Origin of the sequence: Starkeya sp. ORNL1 (genome assembly GCF_012971745.1) — a bacterium.
Classification (GTDB): domain Bacteria; phylum Pseudomonadota; class Alphaproteobacteria; order Rhizobiales; family Xanthobacteraceae; genus Ancylobacter.
On record NZ_CP048834.1, the window covers coordinates 158,246 to 183,503 of the forward strand.

Here is a 25,258-nt window from a genome sequence, read left to right on the forward strand (position 1 = left end):
CAATCGGGGATTTCGCAGCCACCGCTTACCAACCGGCGCTTGCCGGTGGCGTCCTTGTGGATGCCCGGCAGCGCGGTCCAACCCAGCGTTGCCGTGACAAGGCGATGATGGTACTATGAAAGTTACATAATAAGAATATCCGGTACTCCCATGAGACGTAGGGAAGTAATCATCGGATCGTCCGTCATGGCCGGTGCTGTCGCCGCCGAAAGCTTCGGGCTGTGGGGCGGCCGGGCCGCCCCGTCAGGGCGGGTCGATATCGTCATCATTGGTGCTGGAGCTGCAGGCATTGCGGCGGCGCGAAGCGTTGCGGCGATGGGTCGCCCCTATGCGCTCCTGGAAGCCTCCTCACGGGTCGGTGGGCGCGCCGTCACGGACATGCAGACCTTCGGCGTGCCCTTCGACATGGGTGCCCACTGGATCCACATGCCAGGCCTGCATCCCTTGTCGCGCCTCGGCAAGAAAGCGGGTTTCGACATCTACCGCGCTCCCGACGAGCCGCGGCTGTTCATCAATGGCCGCGAAGGATCGGACGGCGAGTATAAGGCTTTCGACGACGCCATCGCGCGGGTGGAGCAGGCGATCACGGCGGCGGGCAGCGCAGCGCGGGATGTGCCGGCTTCCAACGTCCTGCCGAAGCTCGGCGGCCCCTGGGGAAGCACTGCCGAACTGATCGTCGGCCCGCTCTCCTGCGCCAAGGAGTTGAACCACATTTCCACCCTCGATTTCGCTCGCTCGGAAGAAGAGGAGGTGGACGATTTCTGCCGCCAGGGCTTCGGCACGCTGATCACGCATCTGGCGGCACCGCTCAGCGTCCATCTTGATACGCAGGTCACCGCCGTGGACTTGCGGGGGCGAGACGAGGTGGCAGTGGAGACCAGCCGCGGCATCCTGCGCTGCGCGGCGGTGATCATCGCGGTTCCACCCAGCCTCCTGGTTCGGGAGCGCCTGCGCATCCTCCCCGAACTCGACACCGGCCATCGCGCCGCCATCGAGGGCATTTCTCTGGGTGCCTATGACCACATCGCGTTCCTTTTGCCCAAGAACCCCTTCGACCTGAAGGCGGACGAACTGGTCTTCTTCCGCTCGGACGGGCGGCGCGGCTGCGCCCTCCTGGGGCGCATCGGGGGCACCGATCTCCACAGCATCGAGGTGGGTGGGGACTTGGCGGTGGAGCTTGCCGGCTCGCCCGCCGCTGCCGGAGCCTTCGCCCGTGAGGTCATCGCGCGGGAATGCGGCCGGTCGGCCGCCCGGCGGATCGCAAAGGTTCGCGCCACGGCCTGGAGCAGGGAGCCCTTCGCCCTTGGTGCGTTCTCCTGCGCGGAACCGGGCACGGCGCATCTGCGCCGTGCGCTGGCCAAGCCCATCGACGACCGCCTGTTCTTCGCTGGCGAGCATACCCACGAAGGGTTGTGGGGTACGGTGGGGGGCGCGTGGCTCTCCGGCGAGCGGGCGGCGAAGCAGGCGGTTCGCGCGGTTGCGCCGAGGAGCGGCCCGTCGATGGCTTAGAGCATTTTCGAACCAAGTGGGCTGCGCCGTCACTCTTTATCGGTCGTTGCCGGAATTCGCTGCGGCCTGGATCGCAGACCAAACCCTCAGCGGAGTTGCCGGCATCTCAAGATCTGGCACGCCGACCGCATTCAGGGCGTCGCACACCGCGTTCATGACGGCGGAGAGCGCCCCCACCGTTCCCGCTTCGCCAATGCCCTTGGCACCAAGTGGGTTAACCGCCGTGGGTATCTCACGGAAATCCAGATCGAAGCTCGGCAGGTCGGAAGCGAGCGGCAGTCCATAGTCGCTGAAGGAGCCGGTCAGCAATTCCCCGCTCTCGTCATAGATGATGGCTTCCTTTACCGCCTGGCCGAAGCCCTGCGCGATGCCGCCATGCATCTGGCCGTCGGCAAGCATCGGATTGAGCACGCGCCCGATATCTTCGACCGCGGCGTAGTTCAAGAGCTTCACCTCGCCGGTTTCGGGGTCGATCTCGACCTCGCAGGCGTGGGAGCCGTTCGGATAGGTGACGCCGCTTGACTGGAACTCGGCCTCGGCGAATAGCCGTCGGTCATGATTGGCACCCTCCGGTCTGTCTTCCCCGAGGGCGGCAAGCTCCGCCAGCGTGACCGTGCGATCGGTCCCGACGATGCGGAACGCGGCGGCGCTGAATTCCAGGTCTGCAGCCGCGGCTTCGAGCATGTCGGCCGCCCGCTCGCGCGCCGTCTTGATCAGCCGGTCCACCACGACGGATACTGCCGAGCCTCCAACCACCACGGAGCTCGACCCGCCGCTGCCGCGTCCGATGGGCAGCCGGTCGGTATCGCCTTGCGCATAGAAGATGCGATCCGGAGTGATCCCCAGCTTGAGCGCGGCGATGTGCGTCATCGCCGTTTCAAGCCCCTGGCCGGCCGACATGATCCCGCATTCAAGGCTGAACGTGCCATCGGGATGGGCGGTTATTCGCGACATGTCCTTGCCCGGCCGCTCAACCGGGCCGCCGGCGACCTCGATGGGATTGGCGAAGCCGATGCCGCGAAGTTTGCCCTTGGATTTCGCGATGGCCTGGCGTGCCGGAAAGCCGGCGCGATCGATCAGCTCGGCGACACGCCTCATGTTGCCGGGGAAGTCCCCGCAATCATAGGTGTAGACGAGGTCGGTGCGGAACGGCATTGCCTCCGGCGGGACCAGATTGCGCATGCGCAGCTCGAAGGGGTCGAAGCCGTGCTCGCGCGCCGCGAGGTCGATGGTCCGCTCGATGGCGTAGGTGGCCTCTGGGCGACCGGCGCCGCGATAGGCCGAGGTCTGGACCGAATGGGTGAAGACGCCGCGGATTTCGGCGAACAGGGCAGGGGTCCGGTAGACACCGGCGGCGCCGCCGATATTGCGCAGCAGCGACAGCGACCGCGCAGTGAGATAGCCGCCCACATTGACATCGCAATGGACCGAGAAGGCGAGAAAATTACCCGCCTCATCCAGCGCGAGCTCGGTCTTGAGATGGGTGTCGCGGGCGTGGTCGTCCGACAGGAACGCCTCGCTGCGCGTGCTTTTCCAGCGCACCGGGCGTGCGAGGCGGCGGGCTGCCCACAGCACCAGAACGTCTTCCCGGTAGGGGCCGGTCTTCATGCCGAAAGAGCCGCCGACGTCGTCGGCGATCACGCGGATTTCGGAGGGATGAACCTTGAAGACGTTCGCCGCCAGGGCATTCCGCAGGATGTGCGGACTCTGGCAACTGGTCCGCAACACCAGCCTTCCATCCTCCACCGAACCCGTGACGATGCGCGGCTCCAGCGGCGCGGCCACGACGCGGCTGATCTTGATGACATGACGGCTTACATGGGCGGCGGACCGGATCGCCGCTTGCACGGCGTTTTCGCTCCCCTGTCGCCAGGTCAGCATGACGTTGTCGGGAAACTCCTCCCACACGGCCGGCGCCCCAGCCGCAAGCGCATCCTCGATCCGAGGTACTGCGGCAAGTTCCTGATAGGCGACCTGCACGAGTTCGGCCGCTTCCTGCGCGATAGCCGCGGTCTCCGCGACCACCAGGGCGACCGGCTCACCGACGTGGCGGCATATGTCGCCGCAGAGGACCGGGCGCGGCGTTCCGGCGTCCATCGGACCTTCGATGGTGGAGAAATGCACCGGGGAGGCGATGCTCGCAAGGCCGTCCGCAGCGGCGTCCCGCGCCGTGAGAACGGCCATCACGCCCGGCACCGCCAGAGCGGCGGAGGTATCGACCGAGAGGATGCGGGCGTGCGCGTAGATGGAACGCACGACGCCCGCGTGCAGCAGGCCTTCCGGCTTCAGGTCGTCCGCATAACGTCCCCGACCTTGCACGAGAGCGAGGTCCTCGCGCCGCCGCAGCGACTCTCCGTAGCCTGGGATCGTAGACGTGGTCGTGCCTGCGGCTGGCCGGACCTTGGCAAATGAAGTCACGGAGTTCTCTCGACTGCTTCTGTCCGATCCGGCAGGCGCCGGCACGAAGGCTGCTGAGCGGCTGCCATCCTGATCCCGAGTCGCTTCAGAGCTTGACCTGATATTTCGACGCCAGCCAACCTTTCAGCCAGGAGAACGTCTCGTCGTCCAGCGTGACGGCTCCCTTCAGCGCACGCCCGGCAGCGGTGCCGAGGGCCTGGGGGTAGGGGCCGACAATGTCGTCTGCCTGCTTCTTGTATTGCGGGTTGTTGAACTCGGCGACGACGGCCTTGATCGCTTCATTGTAGGTGTCGACGATCTCCTTCGGCGTACCGGCCGGCAGGGCCAGGGCCTTCGCCGCCATGACGTTCAGGTCGAACATCGCCAGCCACGCCTTGAAGGGTGGTCCCTCCGGATCCTTCCCATAGAGCGAGTGGTACACCTCGATATAGGTCGGAAGAGTGGGCACGACCGGATCGCGCAGGATCTTGCCGCTGTCATCGGCGACGCCGAAGGTGAAGAGCGGCACCGCCTCGCCGGACTCGACCATCGGCAGCACCTGGACCTGATAGCCGGCGGTGGTCTCCCAATTGATGTTGAATTCGCCGCGCTCAAAGCCGGGCCTGACCTCGCCCCGATTCAGGCCGAACACCGGATTGACGGTCATGCCAAGGCTGTCGAGGCTCAATAGCACCCGCATGTCGCCGCCAGTCGCATTGTTGGCGCCCATTACGAGCTTTTCGCCGCGCAGCTTGGCGATGTCGTCGGGCTTCTTGGCGCTGAGCGACTTGCTCGAATACACCACCGTGCCCTGCGGCGAACTGATGATGGGAATCCAGTCCTCGAGCTTGAATTGCACGCGCTTGTCACGGAACACGTAGTTCGTCGTTATCGAGGTGCCGATGGCAATGAGGGAGAGGCCATCCGGCCGCGCGCGCTTCTGGAACTGATTGCCGCCGGCGATCGAACCGGCCCCGGGAACATTGTTGATGATGATGGTCGGCTTGCCCGGAAGCTTTTCGCTCAGCAGCGGGCCGAGGAAGCGGGCATAGATGTCGGTGCCGCCACCGGGTTCGGTGGGCACCAGGATCTCGATGCGCTGACCGCTAAAGTCCACAGCGGACGCCGCCGATGCAGATGCGATCAACGCTCCGCACATCAGCGGTATTGAAAGAAATTTCGTGATGTTCATTCTGTCCTCCTTCTAGAATTTATTGTTTCTTATTTGATCGGTGCTTCCGGGATTTCGAGATTGATCGAATATCTTTGCCGGAGCACTGAGCTGCACGAAGCTGTTTGCCCGCCTGTCGGTTGGCCGGCACGACTAGTCGATGTTGGCGCAACGACCGTCGAGCATGGGTGTTCGATCACGCTTGGGTGGGGCTGAGACTCGGATCTGGCAATCCACTAGCGCGTCCAGTTGGATCCAAGATTATGCGAGTAAATCCCAATGTCAAGCTTGGCCGAACCTGCCCCAGTGCTGGCGTCGCGAAAAGAATGCTGGTGCCAGGCCGCTCATCGACGCACTTGAGCGCTCCAATTTCTCCATCTCGGCGATGGGGAAACTGGAGGAGGGCATGGTCGGGAAGGGCGGCTGGTCGATTGATATTCGGCACGTGCCGGCAATCGCCGCCGTCTTCCTACGCCGGCAGAGAAGGTTTCCGGCGGGAACGCTGCGAAGACATCTCCTCGACGATGTCGCCGCGCGTCTCCGAGCGAATGAGTTGCCGGCGCATTGCCAGCGTCTTGCGTCGGTGCTCCCGGGCAAGCTGTTCAGCCTTGTCGCCGTCGCGCGCCTTCAGTGCCTCGTAAAGTGCGCGGTGCTCGTGCAGGGCATCCGCCATCCGGCCGGCCGTATAGAGCGTGCTGGTATTGAACCGGCGAATGTTCTCCTGAAGATCCTGCAGCATCGCGGAAAGCCGCTTGTTACGGCTTGCCTGATGCACCAGGGAGTGGAACTCGCCGGCGAGCTGCCGGAACACGTCCGCTTTTCCCCGCTCGCTGGCGAATTCCATATCCTCGATGAATTCGCCCATGCGGGCGAGGTCCGAGGCCGACACGCTATCGGCGGCAAGCCGGGCTGCGGCGCCTTCCAGCAACTCGCGAATGAAAAAGACCTCCTCGAGATCCTTCTCGCTGTATTCGCGAACGACCAGCCCCTTGCTGCCCGAGGCGGGGGAGACGTGGCCCTCCGCCTCAAGCTTGCGTAGCGCTTCGCGAACCGGGGTCCGGCTCACGCCCAGCTGAGTGGCGAGTTCGTCGCTCAGCAGGCGCTTACCGGGGCGCAGTACACCCTCGATGATGCAGTGCCGCAACGCTGCGCACACGGCGTCCGCCGTCGTCGCCTCATTGCTGAACCGCGCAAGGATGTTCTGCATGTCCGTCGTTTCGGTCATCCCCAATTCCCATTAGCCCATCGGCGGCGTCCATCAGCTAAGTAGCGGATTTACGGCCTGATATATCGCGTGTGACCATACCATGGCTGAAACCGGTGGGAACGAAAAGCGAGTGGATGCCCGCGCCGCCGGCTACCACGATGTGGACATCTTCCGCACGGTCCGCAACCCCGATATGGCTGTGGTCGCCCACCGTCTCGAACCAGCGCGAGCGGCGATGGTGAAGGCCCTTTACCGAGCGTTCGGCGAAGCGCGAGAGCGGGATGCGCGCGCGCTCGAAGATCATCTGGCGAATGATGGCCTTGGTGAAGCCGTCGCGCGCCAGGGTCGAGGCATGCTCGGGGCTGATGATCAGCAGCGGGCCGCTCGGGAACAGGATGTTGTTGTGCCCGAGGCCGGTCATCGCACCGATGAAGTGTTCCATGATCTCGGCGCCGTTTTCGCAGCCATAGGTGAACACGTTCTGCGGCGCCGAGGCGCCGATCAGGGTAACGGTGCTGTCATCACGGCTGAAGCCGGCTTCGACATGGAGCGGATCCCAGGGGCTGTCGGCCTCGGCTTCGGCAATGCAAGTCGTGAACTTGCCCGCCTGGCCGTGGGTCGACATGTCGGTGATACCAGGATAATCGCCGCCGACATTGCGCAGGATGAGTTGCAGGGCGCGGCCGATCGAGGCGTTGGCGCGATTGCCCTGTCCGAGGACGTTGCTGCGGGCATTGATGCCGAGTTCGTCGACCACGGGGCCATTGACGATGATCATCGGCGCGGTGGTGTTGGTCGCCGTCTGGATGGCGTAGAGCTGGAACTTGTTCTCGAGCGCCGCTTCGAGCGCGGCGAGCACGACCGGGAAATATGCCGGCTTGCATCCGGCCATCACGGCATTCACGGCCAGCTTCTCGATGCTTGCCGTCTTCATGCCCGGCGGGATCGGGCCGACCAACTCACGCGGGTCGCGGTTCACGCCCGCCAGCATGGCAGCCACTTTCTCGGAGGTGGGGATCACCACCGGCAGGCCATCGGTCCAGCCGCGTTCGAAGAACATTTCCTGATCGTCTTCATGCGCCGCTGCCGCGGCCTTCGCGGTCTCGGCCTGCGGGTCGGCGTGCATGCCGTCGACGGTCAGCCGGTCCACGAGGTCGGGCACCGCCGCGGCGGCACGATTATTGACCTCGAACTGGCGTGCGGTGTGCATCGGATGCGGAATGGCCACGACGTGAAGGTTCGGCAGGCCGCGGCCGCCGGCCTGCGACTTGGCTGCTTCGACGAAGGCGGTGCTGAACACCGTCACCGTCGGGATGCCTTTGGTCTCGAGTTCGACGGCGTCTGCCACGGTGATCGAGGTCGAGGTGCCGCAGTCGCCGAAGCACTGAATGACACCATCGCAGGCAGCCAGTGCCTCGAAGTCGGCCGGCTTCAGGCGATCCTTCGGAGCCAGCTTGCGGATGCTCGGGCCCTCGATGATGCCGTACTCGGCCACAAGGTTCTTGCGAACTTCCACCAAGAAGCGGTCGGCGTTCAGCTTGCTGTTGTCGACGAAGCCAATTCGCTTGCCAGCGAGGGTGCCGAGACGGCTGGCCAGCTTGCCGATCTGCACCGGCTCGCTGGCAATGGGGGTCAGTTCGGAGGCCATGCTCATGTCTGCTAACTCCTATCGGTGGATCATTCTGGATCCAGAAATATCCGAGTAAGTCCCTTGTGGCAAGTCCGTTCCTGTGGGCGAAGTCCGGGGAGGGCGCAAAAACCGGCTATTTGTCGGCTGCTCGGCGCCGGAACCCGCGGGTCGGCCGAAGGCGTGCTGGATTCGTCCCGGAATCGCCGTCTTCGAACGGCCACCGGCTATCGAGCCCGATGCCGGCGTGCGGCGGCGCGTGTACAGAAACGCCGCCGCACGTCCCGTGCCTGGTTGGCGCGGCCAAGCGCTCAGGCTTGGAGTGCCTTCATCAAGGGGCGAATGCTTTCGGCCGTCGTGAGCTGATCGCAGAACGTCTTCAACTGCGCGCTTCGGTCTTCGCCGAACATGGGTGTGACGAGCCCGCGGAACTTGTCCTCGAGCGCCGCCCGGTCCAGCGGCTGATGCCACACATCCTCATTGAAGACTCGTCCGTCCCGCGTGCGCACGATGACGATGGCGTGGCGGCCCTGGTTCATGCCGGTCCAGTCCTCGCGCCCGACAAACTTGATGCGGGACTGCATGGTCTTGATCGTGGCCTCGACAGCCTCGATAGGGCCGTGGAGGAAATAGAAATCCAGCTTGCCGGTCGCGACGGCGATGGCACTGACCTTCTCCGCGGAAATGGACGCATGCCGCGTGGTCGGAACCCTGTGGATCCCGCGCTTCGGCACGTGGATCTCGATCTCGTCCACGTCATCCGGCGTGATCGCGTTTTCCTGGATGATCTTGAACAGGCCCTGGAGGTACGCCTGGTTCGGCGTTCCGGCCGAGTAGCGCTTATGCATCACATCCATGATGGAGTAATACTCGCCGAGCTTCTCCAGCATGTCCTTGCCGACGTCGGGCTTGTCGAGATACGCGTCGAACAGGCCGCGCGTGTTGTCGAGGACGTCGAGCGGGGCAAAGCATCCCTGGCGGGCCAGCAGGGCGGCGGTCACGCCGTTGCGATTGGCTGCGGCGACCTGGAAGGTCTTGCCCATGTGATTGGGGTCGGTGGTCATGTTGTCGGGGCCAGCCGCCTGGTAGGTGGCAAGACAAAGCGCGACCTGCACTGCCTGTCGGTCGAGGCCGAACAGCAACGCCGCCGTCACCGCCGAGGAAATATTCGCGGCAATCGCCGTGTGATAGAACCGGCGAGCGACATAGTCGCGATCGCGGTAGAAAATCGTCATCAAGCGGCCGCCAATCTCGTAGCCGAGTGCGACGGCGCGCAGCACGTCCTTGCCGCTCGAATTCAGCCATTCACCCACGGCGAGCGCCGTCGGAACCGGGCCGGCGGCCACGTGGCCGCCAACCGAGGTGGTGTGCACCGGATCGACCTCATTGCCGTGCGCCATGCCGCCATTGGCCATCGCGGCATTAACCAGCGACGCCTGCTGCCTGTGTCCGATTATGGTGCATTCCGGGCGGCTGCCCTGCTGATCGACGAGTTCGACGACCGCCCTGACCTCGGGGAGGGTGGAGCAGGCGACCATGCCCCCTATGGAGTCGTAGACGACGTCGATCGTCTTGGCGACGACCTCCTGTGGCAGGCTGTCGAAGCTTTGTTCGCACAGCCACTTCGCCAGGCTTTCCGTTACAAACGCGCCCTCAGTCATCGTCTCATGATCTCCCGAAATTTCTTATGATCGAGCCGTAAAATCGTATTTGTTGGTCGGTCTGCCGGCTCGTCGCGCCCGCGCGTAGGCACCAGCCGACGAGCGTTCCGCCGCCGACCGAGCCGTCGACGTGCTAGCTTTCCGAGGTAGGGGAGCGTGTTGGGCGCGCTTCTCTCACGAAGGCGGAGGGCGCCTGATTACAACATTTCCTCCAGGGCGGCGTTCGAGCCAACCAAGTCCGGGCATTTCCTTGGATCCAGAATGATCCTTACAAATCCGCTTGTCAAACGGCGGTTCGCCCGTGCTGGCACGGCCAACAGCTATGACGGACAAGGACGTGTGCAAAATCCAGCGTCTTCAACGAAAATCACATGCAGACAAGCGATTTTCCGGAACCACGGATCAGCCGCCCCGACGGCAAAAAACATCGTCGGCAACCGTCGTGCACTGTCGGTGTGGGTTGACAGCTGGATGTAGTCGGATGAATTTGGATCCATAAAATAAATATCGGGAAACGCCCAATGGCCATCGTCATACAAGCTCTGCACGAGCTGCTTTCGCTGCATCATTTCTTGTATCTGATGGGAGGCATTCTCGTCGGAATGATCGTCGGCGTGCTGCCGGGGATGGGCGGCACCGCCGGCATGGCCCTGCTGCTTCCGTTCGTCTACGGAATGGAGAAGGAGTCGGCGCTGGCCCTGATGATCGGCATGCTCGCGACGACGGCCACCGGCGATACCTTTCCTTCCATCCTCATGGGCATTCCCGGCGGATCCTCGTCGGCGACGGTGCTCGACGGGTTCCAGCTGGCGCGAAAGGGACATGCCGCGCGGGCGCTTTCGGCGGCGTTCTCCGCCTCGATGCTCGGCGGCCTGTTCGGTTCGGTGGTCCTCGTCGGATGCGTCTTCATCGCCCGCCCGCTCATTCTGGCGATCGGCATGGGAGAGCAACTGCTGCTGCTGGTGCTGGCGCTGACCATGGTCGGCTGCCTTACCGGTGCCAGCCCGATCAAAGGGCTCGCCTCGTGCGGCCTTGGCCTGCTGATCGGTACCGTCGGTAGCGCGCCGGCGACGGGTGAACTGCGCTTCGCATTCGACACGGTTTATCTGAGCGATGGCATTCCCCTGATCGTGCTTGCGCTCGGCATCTTTGCGATGCCGGAGATCGTCGACCTCATGCGGCAGCGATCGACCATCGCCGACACGCCGACCCTCGGTAGCGGCTGGCGTGAGGGCGTGGAGGATACGTTCCGGAACTGGTGGCTCGTGTTGCGGGTCTCGGTGATCGGAGCCATCGTCGGCGTCCTTCCGGGCGTCGGTGCGTCGACCGCGGACTGGCTGGCCTATGGCCACGTCGTCCAGTCCTCCCGCCAGCGCGACCAGTTCGGCAAAGGCGACATTCGCGGCGTCATTGCGCCCGAGGCTGCCAATCACGCGGTACGCGGCGGCGATCTGGTGCCGACATTGTTCTTCGGCATTCCCGGCTCCGGATCCATGGCGCTGCTGCTCGGCGGCTTCATCCTGATCGGCATCGAGCCGGGCGCCCGGATGGTGACCCAGAACCTCGATCTGACCTTCCTGATCATCTGGTCGCTCGCAATCGCCAGCATCATCGGCGCGCTGCTCTGCATCATTCTGGCCGGCCCGATCGCCAAGCTGACCCTCGTCAAATATTCCTACCTCGCGCCCTTCATCACCGTGCTGATGTTCTTCACGGCCTATCAGGCGACCCGGGACTGGGGCGATGTCGTGGCGCTGTTCGCCCTGACCATCGTAGGCTTGCTGTTGAAGCGCTTCGGCTGGTCGCGGCCCGCTTTGATCGTCGGCTTCGTGCTGTCCTCCGGTCTCGAGGCCAGCATCTACCAGACCGTCCAGGTCTACGGCTTCACCTTCCTGGCCCGGCCCCAGTCCATCATCATCCTTATCCTGGTCATCGCCTCGCTTGTCCTCGCTTTGAGAGCGATGCGCTCGCGTGCCTCCGCCGACGGGACGGCTCGGGAGTTCACGGCGAGCCGCCTTCCGCAGATCCTGTTCTCTACGGTGATGGCGATCGCCGTGGCCTGCGCCATAGTCTCGGTTTCTCAGGATTCCTACCTGACCCTGGTGTTCCCGCTCGGGGTCGGCGGCCTGACCCTGATCCTGCTGCTGATCGTAATCGCACAGCAGAGCTTCGGCAGTGCGGCCCACCCGGCGCTCGCCGACGAGAATGCTTACGGTCCCGACGAAGAAAAGCCGATCGCGAGCCAGCTTTTGTACATGTCGTGGTTCTTCGGCTTCATCTGCCTGATGTGGCTCGTCGGCTTCAGCATCGCCTCGGCGATCTTCGTCGGCGCGTTCATCACCGCGGAATGCCGCGGGCCGATCTGGCGCAATGCCGGCTTTGGCGCGGCCACGACGGGGGTGCTCTCGATCCTCGCCTTCTTCCTCTATCTGCAATACCCGGCAGGCGTGCTCGAACAATATGTCAGCTTGCCCTGGTGGCTCCGCTAACAGTCTCATTCAACTATAAAAATCCGAACTGGGAGATGAAACATGGAACTGCGAAACCTGTGGAGGTTACCGCTTCTCGCCGTCGCGCTCGCGGGCGCTGCAACCGGCGCTTCTGCTGCCGACTTCAGCGGCCAGCGTATCGAGATCCTGGTGCCCTATGAAGCCGGCGGCGGAACCGACATCTATGCCCGCTTCCTGGCCCCCATCCTCTCGGAACACCTTCCCGGCAAACCGACGGTCATCGTCAACAATGTGGCCGGCGCAGGTGCCATCGCCGGGGGCAATCAGTTCGAGCAGAGGGCGAAGCCCGACGGCCTCACCCTGATCGGCATCGGCACTTCGCTCACCGCGAACTATGTCTTCCGCGACAAGCGCGTGAAGTACAAGCTTGCCAACTGGATCCCGATCATCAGTTCGCCGAACGGGACGGTGGTCTATGCCAACTCGGCACTGGGCGTGAAGAGCGGCGCGGATATAGCGGGCCTCAAGCAGAAGGCGCTCGTCATGGGCGCCAACAACGCCACCGGCGGCGACTTGCGCGTGCTGCTGAGCCTCGATGGGCTGGGCCTCAAGGCCAAGGAGGTGTTCGGCCTGAACCGTGGCGATGCACGGCCGTCCTTCGAACGCGGCGAGTTCAACCTGAACTTCGATTCGACGGCGGCCTACCAGATCCAGGTCCTGCCCATGGTGCAGTCCGGGGTCGCGGTTCCGTTGTTCACGCTCGGCATCACCGACAATACCGGCGCCATCGTCCGCGATCCCCTGGTGCCGGACGTGCCGACCTATATCGAAGTCTACAAGGCCTTGAACGGCAAGGATCCCGAGGGTCCCGAGCAGAAGGCCTGGCTCGCCATGTTCAACCTGAACATCATGACGGCGAAGGGGCTGGCATTGCCTGCGGGTACCCCGAAGGACATCGTCGATACCTATAACAAGGCGATCAGCGAAGTCGTCGCGGAATTCAGCAACCCGAAATACAAGTCGCAGGCCGACGACATTGTCGGGCCCTATCCGCAGGCGCTCGGCGAAGCCGCCGGCCGCGCCCTTCGCGGCGCCGCCACCTTCGATGACGAGACGTTCAACTGGCTGAAGGGGTGGCTGAACAAGAACTATCAGGTCAGCCTGTGATCGCTGACTGACCCTGTGGCAGGTGGCCCGTCACACCCGGGCGCTGCCCCGGTCATGGCCGAGGCAGCGCCCGCGCTCGATCTCCGTCGCGCCGCGGGCCGTGTTGGTATCCACCCGGCGATGCGGCTGATCCGCTCGGCCCAGCGATAAGCATCGCCAATAAATGTCCGGTGTTACTTTCCGGCATACCCAAGTCGGCCACCACACTCATATGGTCACCATCAGCGAGGATCGAGGTCCCGACGGCAAGCCCCTGTGTCGTCAAGTGGCTGGCGAACGCTGCAGCCTGCTCGTGGAAAGGCGTCGTCTCCTTCTCTCCCACGAGCAGCGAGACTCGCACGGCTGGGTCGTGCGGCAGCCGGAGTGGGCTGAAGCGCTCGACCTCCGCGTTCGTGAGGGCGATTTCGTTCTGCAAGAAGGAGCCTTGCAAGGGCGCGAGATCATAAAGCCCGCTCAGCAGGAAGGCTGCCTCCACGCCTGTGGGCACCCCGCGCGCGCCCATGATCAGCGAGCATAAGTGGGCGCCTGCGGAATGCCCGCTGAGTGTCAGCCGGCACGGATCTCCGCCATACTCGGCGATGTGAGCGCCAATCCAGCTTTTTGCGCGGCGGACCTGATCGACGATGACATCCATTCGTACCGCCGGCATCAGGGCGTAGTCGATGATCGCGGCAATAGCGCCGGCCCTCGTCACCGTCTCGGCGACAAAGGAGAAGTCATTCTTGGAGAACATTCGCCAATAACCGCCATGGACGAACATGTGCACGGCGCCAGTCGCCGCGCCCGGCGCGGGGAAGAACAGGTCAAGCCTCTCCTCTGGCCAGGGACCGTAGGGCACGTCCGCCAGCATAGGCAGCCGCGCCCGTGTCGCCGCACTGCGCTCGGCAAAGGCGCGGACGTGAGTGTCGAAGCCGGGCACATGGTCCCGTGTACGGAACGGATCGGCCATGGTCTCACAACCGGGTCGCGATGTATTTGGCCTCGAGGAATTCGAGCACGCCATGCGCGCCGCCTTCCCGGCCGAGGCCGCTCTGCTTGGTGCCGCCGAACGGCGCCGCGGGATCGGAGACGAGCCCGCGATTGAGCCCGACCATCCCGGTATCGATCCGGCGCGCTACCCTCAGCCCGCGCGCCAGGTCCTGCGTGAACACATAGGCCGCGAGACCGTACTCGGTCGCGTTGGCGAAGGCGACGGCCTCGTCCTCCGTCTCGAAACGGGCCAGCGCGGCGACAGGCCCGAAGATCTCCTCATGCGCCATTGCGGCATCGTGCGGAACCTTACTCAGCACCGTCGGCGGGTAGAAGAAGCCGGCACCCTCGGGGCGCCGGCCGCCGCACAGCAGCGTCGCGCCACGCGACACGGCGTCGTCCACCAGCCGCTCAATCTTGCCGACTGCCGCCGGCGTGATCATCGGGCCGCACTCCGTCGAGGCATCGGTGCCGGGGCCCACCTTGAGCGCGGACATGCGCGCCGTCAGCGCCTCGGCGAAGCGATCATAAATTCCGGCCTGGGCATAGATCCGGTTGGCCGCGGTGCAGGCCTCCCCGGCATTGCGCATCTTGGCCAGCATGGCGCCTTCCACCGCCACGTCGAGATCGGCGTCGTCGAAGACGATGAGCGGCGCGTTGCCGCCAAGTTCCATCGAACAGCTCAGCACGTGCCTGGCCGCCTCGGCGAGCAGCACCCGGCCGATCTGGGTGGAGCCGGTGAAGGAAAGCTTGCGAACCCTCGGGTCGGCCAGCATCGCCGCTGTGACCGGACCGGGTGTCGTGGTGGTCAGCACATTGACGACCCCGGGCGGCACGCCGGCTTCTTCATAGAGCGCGGCGAGGGCATAGGCGGTGAGCGGCGTCTCGCTCGCGGGCTTGAGCACCACGGTGCAGCCGGCGGCGAGAGCCGGGGCGATCTTGCGGGTCGCCATCGCCGCCGGGAAGTTCCACGGCGTGATGAGGACACAGATGCCGATCGGCTCGTAGTCGACGACGATGTGGTTGGCCCCGGTGGGCGAGAGGGTGAATTCGCCACGTATGCGCACGGCTTCCTCCGCGTTCCAGCGAAAGAACTCGGCGGCATAGGCGACCTCGCCGCGCGCGTCGCGCAGCGCCTTGCCGTTCTCCAGCGAAATCAGGTGGGCGAGCTCTTCAGTGCGCGCCGTCATCAGTTCGAAGCAGCGGCTCAGGATTTCCGAACGGCGGCGCGGTGGCGTGGCCCGCCAGCCCCGGGCTGCCGCGGCTGCCGCGTCGACCGCCGCCTTGGCATCCTCGATCGTGGCGTCAGGCACATCGGCCAGTACCGCCCCGGAAGAGGGGTCGACCACGGGGATGGACTGCCGTCCCGCCGGCCGCACCCAATGTCCGCCGATGTAGAGCCCACGCGCGCCGGCTGCCGGATCGATGGCCGGCAGGGCGCTGGAAGCGGGGAGGGTGGGGGTTGCGATGTTCATGGCTGGGATTCCTGTTCAAGAAGGAGATCGCAGGCCGCCGCGTCGACATCGCCGCGATAGGCCGCGTCGAGCAGGCGGGTCATCTCGGCCGGTCCGATGGGGCGCGGGTTGTTTTTGATGAGACGCTCGATGCCCAGTGCCTGCTCGCCGGTCCATATGAGCTTGTCGGCAGGCAGGCCGAGTCCAGCGAGTGTCGGCGGGATGCCGATGGCGGCAAGCAGTCTCGTCACCTCGTCGATTGTGGCGTCCGCCAGCGCTTCCTGAGAGCGGCCCTCGCCGGGAAGGCCCAGCGCGAGCGCGATCTCGGCCATCTCGGCTCTCGCTGCGCTGCGGTTGAAGCGCATCACATAGGGCAGCATCGTCGCGACGCCGAGGCCATGGGCGGTATGGGTCAGCGCGCCGACTGGATACTGGATGGCGTGCGCGGCGGCCGTCCCTGCCGTACCGAAGGCGCAGCCGGCCGCCAGCGCCGCCATCATCACCTCGGCCCGCGCCTCCTCATCGGATCCGTCGCGCCACGCGCGCTCCAGGCTGCGGCCGAGAAGGCGGATGGCGAGCAGCGCGAAATGGTCGGTCAGCGCGCTCTTGCCGATGAAGACATGCTTCTGTGCCAGTTCGGGCGAAGCCGCACGCCGCCCCGCCGTGAAGGCCTCGACGGCGTGGGTGAGCGCGTCCGCGCCGGCGATGGCGGTGAGGGTGGGCGGGCAGGAAAGCGTGAGGTCGGGATCGCAGATCGCGGTCTTCGGAATGAGATGTGGACTGGAAATGCCGACCTTCAGGGTTCGGTCCGGGTCCGAGATCACCGCGACCGGCGTTGCCTCCGAGCCGGTACCGGCGGTGGTGGGCACGGCGATGATGGGCAGCACGGGTCCAGGGACCTTGTACTCGCCATAATAGTTGGGGAGCCGGCCGCCATGCGTCAGGAGCAGCGCCGCGCATTTGGCCATGTCGAGGCAGCTGCCGCCGCCAATGCCGATGACGACATCGGGCGCGAAGGGGCGCGCCGCCTCCGCGCATTCTGCCGCACTGTCACGCGGAACATCCGGCAGGACGCGATCATGCACCAGCACCGCGAGCCCGGCGGCGTGCAGCCCATCGAGCAGCTGCGCGAAGTCGGCCGACGCGGCAAGCCGCTCGTCCGTGCAGATCAGCGCCCGCTGGCCGAGACGCTTGGCGACGGCGGGCAAGGCCAGGCGCTGCCCCTTGCCGAAGAGAATTTCGGCCGGCAGCCGGATTGCGGAGAAGCATGTCACGGCGGTTATCCAATTGGCATAGCTGAACAAATCAGCTGATGGCGTGATCCCTACACAAAATCGTATAGGATATCGTATTGAGTGATGCAAAGGATCGTGCTAGCTCTCGATCATTGTCAAGGGGCAAAACCGTGCGCAGTCCGAAACCTCTCGCCGCCTCACACCATCTGCCGGAGCCCGGCGAACCGCCGCCGGCTATCCATCGCGCCGCGAGCCTCGCCGAGGAGGTTTACGAAGCGATCTTCGCGCGCCTGATGGCGCTGCGGATACCGCCGGGCGCGCGCATCACCGTCGATAATCTGGTGCGCGAGCTGGCCGTGTCGCAGACGCCGATCCGCGAGGCGCTGGGGCGGCTTGAGGGCGAGGGGCTGGTCGTCAAGACACATCTCGTCGGCTACAGCGCGGCGCCGCAGATCACCCGTCGGCGCTTCGAGGAGCTCTATGATCTGCGCCTGTTGCTGGAGCCGGAAATGGCCAGCCGAGCGGCGGCCACGATGACCGATGCCGGGCTCGCCGAGCTGACCGCCGCCGCAGGCGTCATGTCGCGCAGCGGCGGGGCGGACGAGCGCGTGCGCTATTCGCAGTTTGCCCGCCAGGATGCCGTGTTCCACGACCAGATACTGGAAGTCGCCGGCAACGAGCTGGTGAGGGAGACGCTGGCGCACCAGCACACCCACTTCCACATCTTCCGCCTGATGTTCCATGCGCGCGTCACCGAGGAGGCACTCGACGAACACGAGGCTATCCTCGCCGCCTTCGCCGCGCGCGATGCCGAAGCCGCCAGGCGGGCGATGCGCATGCATGTCGAGCGCTCGCGCGACCGGCTTCTCCCGGCATTCGATTCATGACGGCGGCGCTGGCGCGTTCCCCCGCAACGGACGGCACGGTCGCGCCCGTGCTTCGCGCCGAACGGCTCGGCAAGGAGTTTGGTGGCGTCACGGTGCTTTCCGACGCGTCGCTGGACGTCCGGCCGGGCGAGATCCATGCGGTGATCGGCGAGAACGGCGCGGGCAAGTCGACGCTGATGCGCCTGCTCTCCGGCTATCTCCGGCCGAGCGAAGGCGAGTTGCTGATGGATGGCGAGCCGATCGCCTTCCATGCGCCCTCGGATGCGCAGGCCGCCGGCATCGCGCTGGTGCACCAGGAGATCCTCCTCGCCGAAGCGCTGACCGTCACCGAGAACATCTTCATCGGCCGCGAGATCACCCGCTTCGGCACCCTCGACGAGCGCGCCATGCGCGAAGCCGCGGCCGCGCAGCTGGCCGAGATCGGCTGCAAGGTCTCGCCGCGCGCACGAGTCGGCGACATCTCGCTCGCCAACCGGCAGCTCGTGCAGATCGCCAAGGCTCTGCTCGGGACCCACCGCGTGGTGATCTTCGACGAGCCGACAGCCGTGCTGACCCATGACGAGGTCGACCCGCTGCTCGACATCATCGTCAGGCTGAAGCAGCGCGGCGTCGCCATCCTTTATATCAGCCACCGGCTCGACGAGGTGGAGCGGCTGGCCGATCGCGTCACCGTTCTGCGCGACGGACGCAAGGTCGGCACCTACGACGCGGCGGGCCTGACGCCGCAGCGTATGGCGAGCCTTATGGTCGGGCGGGAATTCGCCAGCCTGTATCCGCCGCGACTGGAGCGCGAGCTGGCGGAGCCGGCGCTCGAGATCGCGCACGCTCATGTCCCTGGCTTTGTACGGGACGTGTCGTTCACCCTGTGTAAGGGCGAGATCCTCGGCCTCGCCGGCATGATCGGCGCCGGGCGGACGGAGCTGTTCGAAGGGTTGCTGGGCCTGCGCCCGGCCAGCTTCGGCGCGGTGCGCCTGCACGGCAGGCCGGTTCATTTCGCATCCCCCGCGCAGGCGGCGGCCGCCGGCTTGGGATATCTGACCGAGGATCGCAAGGGCAAGGGCCTGCTGCTCGGCGAGCGCCTCGCGCCCAATCTCACCCTCGCCGCGCTCGACAAAGTGCATCCGCTCGCCGGCCTCGACCTCGCCGGCGAGGCGCGCCTGCTCGACCAGGCCGTGCGCAGCTACGACATCCGCCTGCGCAGCCGCGATGCCAAAGCGGGCCAGCTCTCCGGCGGCAACCAGCAGAAGCTGCTGCTCGCCAAGGTGATGCTGAACGATCCCACGGTCATCGTCATCGACGAGCCGACGCGCGGGATCGACATCGCCAACAAGAGTCAGATCTACGCTTTCATCCAGTCGCTGGCGCGCGAGGGCAGATCCTGCATCGTCATCTCCTCGGAAATGCAGGAACTGATCGGCCTGTGCGATCGCATCCTCGTCATGCGCGCCGGCCGGATCAATGGGGAACTCACCGGCGACGCCATGTCGGAGAGCAATGTCGCGCTTTACGCCACCAGCAGCGTGGCGAGCGAAAAACCATTTGAGGAAAACGCACATGGCTGATGTCGCAGCCGCGCCGCCGCGCGCCCAACGGAACCGGTCCATCGGCTGGGGCGATGCCGGCCCCTTCCTGGCGCTCGCCGCGCTGGTGTTGATCGGCTTTCTCATCAATCCCGATTTCCTGTCGGCCAACAACATCGCCAACGTCGTCACCCGAAGCGCCTTCATCGGCATCATCGCCATCGGCGCCACCTTCGTCATTTCCTCGGGCGGGCTCGACCTGTCGGTCGGCTCCATGGCCGCCTTCATCACCGGCGTGATGATCCTGTTCATGAACTGGGTGACGCCGAGCGTCGGCACGGCGGCGATCCCACTCGGCATGGCGGTGGCTCTGGTCACCGGCATCGCCTGCGGGCTGCTGAACGGGACCATCGTGACGGTCGGCCGCATCGAGCCCTTCATCGCCACGCTCGGCACGATGGGCATCTTCCGCGCGCTCATCACCTACATGACCGATGGCGGCACGGTGGCGATCGACCGCAGCCTTCGCGATGCCTACCGGCCGGTCTATTTCGGCGACGTGCTGGGCGTGCCGATCCCAATCCTGGTCTCGCTCGCGGTGGCGCTGGTGGCCGCCTATGTCCTCTACCGCACCCGCTACGGCCGCCGCTGCGTGGCGGTGGGCGCCAATGAGGACGTGGCGCGCTACTCCGGCATATCGGTCACCCGGGTGCGGACCATGGCGTTCGTCATCCAGGGCGCCTGCGTCGCGATCGCTGCCATCTGCTACGTCCCCCGGCTCGGCGCGGCCACGCCGACCACCGGATTGCTGTGGGAACTGCAGGTGATCACCGCTGTCGTCATCGGCGGGACGGCGTTGCGCGGCGGTCGGGGACGCATCTGGGGCACGGTCGCCGGCGCGGTGATCCTAGAGTTCATCGCCAACCTGATGGTCCTTTCCGACTTCGTCTCCGAGTACCTCGTCGCCGCGGTGCAGGGCGTGATCATCATCATCGCCATGCTGATCCAGCGGATGTCGAAGAGCTAGCCGGAACAGAAAGCGGGCGCGGGCAAGGCAGCCGCGACGCGCCGGGCTTCAAACAAGACTGCCGCATCAATGGAGGAAACGCATGCTCAGGAATATTCTGCTGGCCACCAGCATCACCATGGCTGTCCTGGCCGCCGGCCCGGCGTCCGCCGCCGAGAAGAAGACGATCGCGGTATCCATTCCCGCCGCCGACCATGGCTGGACCGCCGGCGTGGTCTATCATGCCAACGCCGCCGCCAAAGAGATCAACAAAGCCTTCCCGGACATCGAGGTAATTGTGAAGACCTCGCCCTCGGCGAGCGCGCAGGTCAGCGCCATCGAGGATCTCTCCGCGACCCGCAAGCTCGACGCGCTGGTCATCCTGCCGCATTCGTCCGAGGAACTGACGACGCCGGTGAAGACGATCAAGGAGAAGGGCAGCTTCATCACCGTCGTCGATCGCGGCCTGAATGATCCGAGCATCCAGGATCTCTATGTTGCCGGCGACAACATCGCGGTCGGCTTCAACACCGCGAAGTTCCTGGTCGAGAAGATGGGCGGCAAGGGCAATCTCGTCGTGCTGCGCGGCATCCCCACGGTGATCGACGACGAGCGCATCAAGGGCTTCAAGGACGGCATTGCCGGCAGCGGGCTCAAGGTGCTCGATATCCAGTATGCGAACTGGAATAGTGACGAGGCCTTCAAGCTGATGCAGGACTATCTCGCCAAGTATCCGCAGATCGATGCAGTTTGGGCCAACGACGACGACATGCTGCTTGGCGTCCTCGAGGCGATCAAGCAATCCGGCCGCAAGGAGATCAAGTTCGCGCTTGGCGGCAACGGCATGAAGGAGATCATCCAGAAGGTGATGGCGGGCGACTCCGTGACGCCGGTGGAGACGCCCTATCCGCCGTCCATGATCAAGACTGCGATCTACCTCACCGCGGCGCATTTCGCCGGTCATGCGCCGGTGCGCGGCTCGTTCAAGCTAGACGCGCCGCTGATCACCAAGGCGAACGCCGCCGAATACTATTTCCCGGACTCGCCGTTCTGAGCGCGTCCATCACAATCGGGCCACCCGTCCAATCGTATCGACACTGATCAAGCGGAGGAAACCACCATGCCAGGCAAGAAAATCCTGATGCTCACCGGCGAGTTCACCGAGGAATACGAGATCTTCGTATTCCAGCAGGGGATGGAGGCCGTCGGCCACACCGTCCACGTGATCTGCCCGGACAAGAAGGCCGGCGAGAAGATCCAGACCTCGCTGCACGATTTCGAAGGGCACCAGACCTACATCGAGCGATACGGCCATCTTGCCGACATCAACAAGACCTTCTCCGAGGTGAAACTGGAGGAGTACGACGCGGTGTACTGCGCCGGCGGTCGCGGGCCGGAATATATCCGCACCGACAAGCGCATCCAGGCGATGGTCCGCCATTTCCACGAGACCGGCAAGCCGATCTTCACCATCTGCCACGGCGTGCAGATCCTGATTGCGGTGGATGGGGTCGTGAATGGCAAGCGGGTCGGGGCGCTCGGCGCCTGCGAGCCGGAAGTGCGCCTCGCCGGCGGCATTTATGTAGACCTGTCGCCGACCGAAGCGCTGGTCGACGGCAATATGGTGTCCGCCAAAGGGTGGACGGCGCTCGCCGCCTTCATGCGCGAATGCCTGAAGGTGCTGGGAACCGAGATCCGGCATTCGGAAGCCGCGCCCGCCGCATCGACCCGCGCTGCGTAGAGCTAATTGCTTCCCGTGCAGCAGAACCGTTGCCGCGCGGGAAGCTCCGCTCCACCCCGAGGTCAGCAAGGGCCTCTGATGACGCCAGTCGCTGCTAGGGCGAAGCGCCGGCATCCGCCTTGAGCCGCCGAGCCGTGCAAGACGGCGCTCGATCTCACGGGCCGCGAAAAACTCCTTTTCTGCCAATAATTTCTGGTACCGGGTGTCGTCCAGCCAGACAGAGGCCGCGCGGCTTGTTGATTGGCGAACTGAGCATGCTTAGTCGGCGTAGCGCGAATGCGGACGACGGGGCGCTAATCGGCAACGAGCGGTTCGTCGCCAGCACTGCTATAGATGCCGCGAATGCTGGATGTATCCCGGCAGAATAGGGGCAAACCATGGCCGAGCGATTTGAACGGCACCGCCAACCCTGGACACATGAGGAACTGGAAAAGCTAAAGCTGCTCGCCAAGAAGGGCATGGCACTGAAGGCGATTTCAAAAGCGATGACCCGAAGCGAGGAATCCATCAAAGACCGCGCCAAACTCGATGGCATCGGTATCGCCAAGCTCCGTTAGGTCGTGCTCACGGCACGGTCTTGAGTGCTACGCCAGGACCGTCTCCACGTGGCGCAAAGCCGAACGTCTGCAGATGGGCGATGATACCGCGTCCGTAACGGCACGCAACGGCGTGCCATCGACTGAGCGAGGCGCATTCAGAGCCAAATCGACGGGGTTTTCGAACGTCAGCGGCACACTATATTGAGCCGGGCCCTTTACGCCCGATGCCGAGAGACGACGCCGGGAGCGAACAGATGGCGACGACATATCCGGTCACCCGCAGCGAGGCGGAATGGCGCCGGCTCCTGACCCCCGAGCAATACGACATCATGCGCGGCCACGGCACCGAAGCGCCGGGCAGTTGCGCCTTGTTGTTCGAGAAGCGCCTCGGCACGTTCCATTGCGTCGGGTGTGACTCGCCGCTGTTCGAGGGCAAGGTGAAGTTCGAGAGCGGCACCGGGTGGCCGAGCTTCAACGAGCCCATTGACGGGGCGGTGGAGACCACCACCGACCGCAGCTACGGCATGGTCCGCACCGAGGTGCACTGCGCGACGTGTGGCAGCCACCTCGGCCATGTATTTCCGGACGGGCCGCCGCCGAGCCATCAGCGCTATTGCATCAATGGCGTGGCGCTGAAGTTCGAGCCGAGATCCTGAAGCGTCCGCGGACAGCACTGGCGCGGGATTGCCCCCCGCGCTGACGACCGGTCAGACAGCCTCGTAGCCGCGCCCCTCTGTCGTGACCTCTCCAGAGCCCGCAAGCGCGACGAGAAAGTCGTTGTGCGTCATTGGCCGAGAGAACATCGGATAGTTCTTCTCGACCGCCATGCGCTGCTCTTCCTCGCTGAGCGTTGCCGTGCAGTCGGTGAGGGTGACGACGTCGTAGCCCTTCTCATAGCCGGTGCGCATCGTCGATTCGACGCAGCAATTGGTGAGGAAGCCGCCGAGGGCGATCGTCCTGATGCCGCGGCTGCGCAGGATGAAGTCGAGATTGGTGCTGGCGAAGCCGCATAGGCCACGCTTGCCCTCGATGACGATATCGCTTTCCAGCGGTTTCAGGTCATCGACGATCTCGGCGCCCCAGGAGCCCTTGCGGAACGAGCGGCTGTCGACCACCCCCTTGAGGATGCCATAAGGGTTCTGGCTAAGCTCGTGATAGTCGTCCGTGAAGGTGATGGGCGCAAAGACGATGGTGGCGCCGAGCGCGCGGGCCTGCTTCACCGTCTCGACGGAGTTCGGCAGCATCTGCGTCTGGTCCATGACCGGCTTGACCGCCTGGTGCAGCGTGCCGCCCTCGGTCGTGAAGTCGTTCTGATATTCGATAAGCACAAGCGCGGTGGACTTCGGATCCATTGCTTTCTCCCTTGTCGCAAAGGCTGCGCAGAGCCTGGAATGTCACAGAGACGCGATATACCGGCGAATACTGCGCCCGCATGTGAGACAGGCGCAAGAACCTGCCGCGACGGCCGTCGCGTCTATGGCGCCGCCGGCTGTCGATGCCGGCGCCCAGGTTCCACCCAAGGCCTTCTGCAGCGTGAAAGCCTGGATATCCATCACCAATGACATGCAGCAGGCGCTCGATCCCTCGCTGCGCCTCGAAACCGGCATGGTGCATGTCAGCGACACCACCGTCTCCGACGAGCCTCACGTTCCCTTCGGCGGCGTCAAGAACAGCGGCATCGCCCGCGAGGGCCGGCGCTACTCGCTGGAGAAACTCACCGAGGTGAAGTGGGTGACCCTGTAGATTCCCCCGACTGGAAATAGCCGGCCCGCACCGCGGCGCCAATGAAGTTCAAAATGATGTGCCCAGCCGTGATCGAGGTAAGGTCATTGATGTCGCGCGCGGGGGTGATTTCAACGAAGTCCATGCCGACAACCCGCCCTTTCTTCACCAGACCTTTGACGAGATCGATCGCCTGGCGATAGGTCACCCCGCCGGGCTGCGGAAAGGCGACGGCGGGCATCACGGCTGGATCGAAGCCGTCCGCATCGATGGTGAGATAATAACGGCCTCCATCGGGAATGAGGTCGAGCAAGGACTTGGTCCCCATGTCCTCCCACTCGGCATGGGTGACGATGGTCGCGCCATAGGCTTTTGCGTCCGCGACCTCGCCGGGCCGGGCACTGCCTTGCCCGCGTATGCCGACCTGGAAGATTTTGTCGATATGGGCCATCTCCGAAGCGCGCCGGATCGTGCTGGAATAGCCCTGCGTCACGCCGTTGACGTCGTGGCGCCAGTCGAGATGCGCGTCGAGATGAACCAGCGTGATCGGGCCCTGGTCGTCGAGAGCGCGGAAAATCGGGATCGGAATGCCGTGGTCGCCGCCGATCGAGATCGGCAGGGCTCCGGCAGCGAGGATCTTGCGGATCGCCGCTTCCGCGAGCCTGTAATGCTCGCCAAGCCGGTTCGCGTCGCCCGGAACGTCGCCGACGTCGACGACCTTGATGTCCTTGCCGTCGAACACCGGTCCGCCGATGTCGAAGTCATGGCGATCCAGGGACTGGCTGATTCGGCTCGAAGCCCGCCGAACCGCGGTCGGAGCATTGGTCTGGTCGTTGATCAATTCATCGATGGCGTAGGGATCGCCATAGGGCATGCCGATGATGGCGACGTCCGCCCTGAGGCTGTCGAGATCGGCGGCGAACGGGAAGTTCATGAAGGTCTGGAAGACGCCACGCGGTGCGGTCGTAAGCTTGGACATGGGTGCCATCGATGCTG

21 protein-coding genes are annotated in these 25,258 nt (G+C 64.8%); 11 read left to right on the forward strand and 10 right to left on the reverse strand.

The annotated features are described in order from the left end of the window. Positions 1-186: 186 nt before the first annotated feature. Positions 187-1,509, forward strand: coding sequence for an NAD(P)/FAD-dependent oxidoreductase (locus G3545_RS00735; RefSeq protein ID WP_170009024.1), 1,323 nt, complete (start codon positions 187-189; stop codon positions 1,507-1,509). A gap of 36 nt (positions 1,510-1,545) precedes the next feature. Here G3545_RS00735 and G3545_RS00740 read toward each other — a convergent pair whose 3' ends face one another. The 5 genes from G3545_RS00740 to G3545_RS00760 all read right to left on the reverse strand — a co-directional run bounded on the left by G3545_RS00740 (position 1,546) and on the right by G3545_RS00760 (position 9,572). Continuing rightward, a complete protein-coding gene (locus tag G3545_RS00740) occupies positions 1,546-3,828 on the reverse strand; it encodes a xanthine dehydrogenase family protein molybdopterin-binding subunit (protein WP_170009025.1) in 2,283 nt (760 codons plus the stop codon). A 184-nt stretch (positions 3,829-4,012) separates the two neighbouring features. Then, positions 4,013-4,990, reverse strand: coding sequence for a tricarboxylate transporter (locus G3545_RS00745; RefSeq protein WP_170009026.1), 978 nt, complete (start codon positions 4,988-4,990; stop codon positions 4,013-4,015). Between the two features lie 556 nt (positions 4,991-5,546). Then, complete coding sequence (locus G3545_RS00750; RefSeq protein WP_170009027.1) at positions 5,547-6,302, reverse strand: GntR family transcriptional regulator; 756 nt, start codon at positions 6,300-6,302, stop codon at positions 5,547-5,549. 37 nt (positions 6,303-6,339) lie between these two features. Further along, entirely contained in the window at positions 6,340-7,938 is a 1,599-nt protein-coding gene (locus tag G3545_RS00755) for a hypothetical protein (RefSeq protein WP_170009028.1), read from the reverse strand. Positions 7,939-8,222: 284 nt separating this feature from the next. After that, entirely contained in the window at positions 8,223-9,572 is a 1,350-nt protein-coding gene (locus tag G3545_RS00760; RefSeq protein ID WP_170009029.1) for an MmgE/PrpD family protein, read from the reverse strand. A gap of 521 nt (positions 9,573-10,093) precedes the next feature. Here G3545_RS00760 and G3545_RS00765 point away from each other — a divergent pair. Further along, positions 10,094-12,061, forward strand: coding sequence for a tripartite tricarboxylate transporter permease (locus G3545_RS00765; RefSeq protein WP_170009030.1), 1,968 nt, complete (start codon positions 10,094-10,096; stop codon positions 12,059-12,061). A gap of 42 nt (positions 12,062-12,103) precedes the next feature. Beyond that, positions 12,104-13,189 carry a tripartite tricarboxylate transporter substrate-binding protein gene (locus G3545_RS00770; protein ID WP_170009031.1) on the forward strand — a complete coding sequence of 362 codons (1,086 nt, stop codon included), beginning with the start codon at positions 12,104-12,106 and terminating at the stop codon, positions 13,187-13,189. Positions 13,190-13,241: 52 nt separating this feature from the next. Here G3545_RS00770 and G3545_RS00775 read toward each other — a convergent pair whose 3' ends face one another. Genes G3545_RS00775 through G3545_RS00785 form a run of 3 tightly spaced genes read right to left on the reverse strand, consistent with a single transcriptional unit; the run spans position 13,242 to position 16,886 of the window. Continuing rightward, positions 13,242-14,138 carry an alpha/beta hydrolase gene (locus G3545_RS00775; protein WP_170009032.1) on the reverse strand — a complete coding sequence of 299 codons (897 nt, stop codon included), beginning with the start codon at positions 14,136-14,138 and terminating at the stop codon, positions 13,242-13,244. 4 nt (positions 14,139-14,142) lie between these two features. Continuing rightward, on the reverse strand, positions 14,143-15,633 hold the full coding sequence (locus tag G3545_RS00780; protein WP_170009033.1) for an NAD-dependent succinate-semialdehyde dehydrogenase: 1,491 nt from the start codon (positions 15,631-15,633) through the stop codon (positions 14,143-14,145). Continuing rightward, positions 15,630-16,886: an iron-containing alcohol dehydrogenase gene (locus G3545_RS00785; RefSeq protein ID WP_170009034.1), complete on the reverse strand. Its 1,257-nt coding sequence runs from the start codon at positions 16,884-16,886 to the stop codon at positions 15,630-15,632. Before G3545_RS00785 ends, G3545_RS00780 begins: the two co-directional genes overlap by 4 nt. Positions 16,887-17,083: 197 nt before the next feature. Here G3545_RS00785 and G3545_RS00790 point away from each other — a divergent pair, with 197 nt between their 5' ends. The 7 genes from G3545_RS00790 to msrB all read left to right on the forward strand — a co-directional run bounded on the left by G3545_RS00790 (position 17,084) and on the right by msrB (position 23,196). After that, positions 17,084-17,734 carry a GntR family transcriptional regulator gene (locus G3545_RS00790; protein WP_170017839.1) on the forward strand — a complete coding sequence of 217 codons (651 nt, stop codon included), beginning with the start codon at positions 17,084-17,086 and terminating at the stop codon, positions 17,732-17,734. Next, a complete protein-coding gene (locus G3545_RS00795) occupies positions 17,731-19,296 on the forward strand; it encodes a sugar ABC transporter ATP-binding protein (RefSeq protein ID WP_170009035.1) in 1,566 nt (521 codons plus the stop codon). Before G3545_RS00790 ends, G3545_RS00795 begins: the two co-directional genes overlap by 4 nt. After that, complete coding sequence (locus G3545_RS00800) at positions 19,289-20,281, forward strand: ABC transporter permease (RefSeq protein ID WP_170009036.1); 993 nt, start codon at positions 19,289-19,291, stop codon at positions 20,279-20,281. The genes G3545_RS00795 and G3545_RS00800 overlap by 8 nt, the downstream gene beginning before the upstream one ends. Positions 20,282-20,363: 82 nt before the next feature. Beyond that, entirely contained in the window at positions 20,364-21,314 is a 951-nt protein-coding gene (locus G3545_RS00805; protein ID WP_170009037.1) for a substrate-binding domain-containing protein, read from the forward strand. Between the two features lie 66 nt (positions 21,315-21,380). Further along, on the forward strand, positions 21,381-22,001 hold the full coding sequence (locus G3545_RS00810; protein WP_170009038.1) for a DJ-1/PfpI family protein: 621 nt from the start codon (positions 21,381-21,383) through the stop codon (positions 21,999-22,001). Positions 22,002-22,378: 377 nt separating this feature from the next. After that, positions 22,379-22,558, forward strand: a complete 180-nt coding sequence (locus G3545_RS00815) for a Myb-like DNA-binding domain-containing protein (RefSeq protein ID WP_138397655.1) — start codon at positions 22,379-22,381, stop codon at positions 22,556-22,558. A 236-nt stretch (positions 22,559-22,794) separates the two neighbouring features. Beyond that, on the forward strand, positions 22,795-23,196 hold the full coding sequence (msrB, locus tag G3545_RS00820; RefSeq protein WP_170009039.1) for a peptide-methionine (R)-S-oxide reductase MsrB: 402 nt from the start codon (positions 22,795-22,797) through the stop codon (positions 23,194-23,196). Between the two features lie 51 nt (positions 23,197-23,247). On the opposite strand, the gene G3545_RS00825 is transcribed toward msrB, so the two are convergent. Then, positions 23,248-23,892 carry a cysteine hydrolase gene (locus tag G3545_RS00825; RefSeq protein WP_170009040.1) on the reverse strand — a complete coding sequence of 215 codons (645 nt, stop codon included), beginning with the start codon at positions 23,890-23,892 and terminating at the stop codon, positions 23,248-23,250. Between the two features lie 124 nt (positions 23,893-24,016). Here G3545_RS00825 and G3545_RS00830 point away from each other — a divergent pair, with 124 nt between their 5' ends. After that, a complete protein-coding gene (locus tag G3545_RS00830) occupies positions 24,017-24,283 on the forward strand; it encodes an aldehyde dehydrogenase family protein (RefSeq protein ID WP_246702638.1) in 267 nt (88 codons plus the stop codon). Here G3545_RS00830 and G3545_RS00835 read toward each other — a convergent pair. After that, positions 24,255-25,196, reverse strand: a complete 942-nt coding sequence (locus G3545_RS00835; RefSeq protein ID WP_246702842.1) for an agmatinase — start codon at positions 25,194-25,196, stop codon at positions 24,255-24,257. The genes G3545_RS00830 and G3545_RS00835 overlap by 29 nt on opposite strands. Positions 25,197-25,258: the final 62 nt, after the last annotated feature.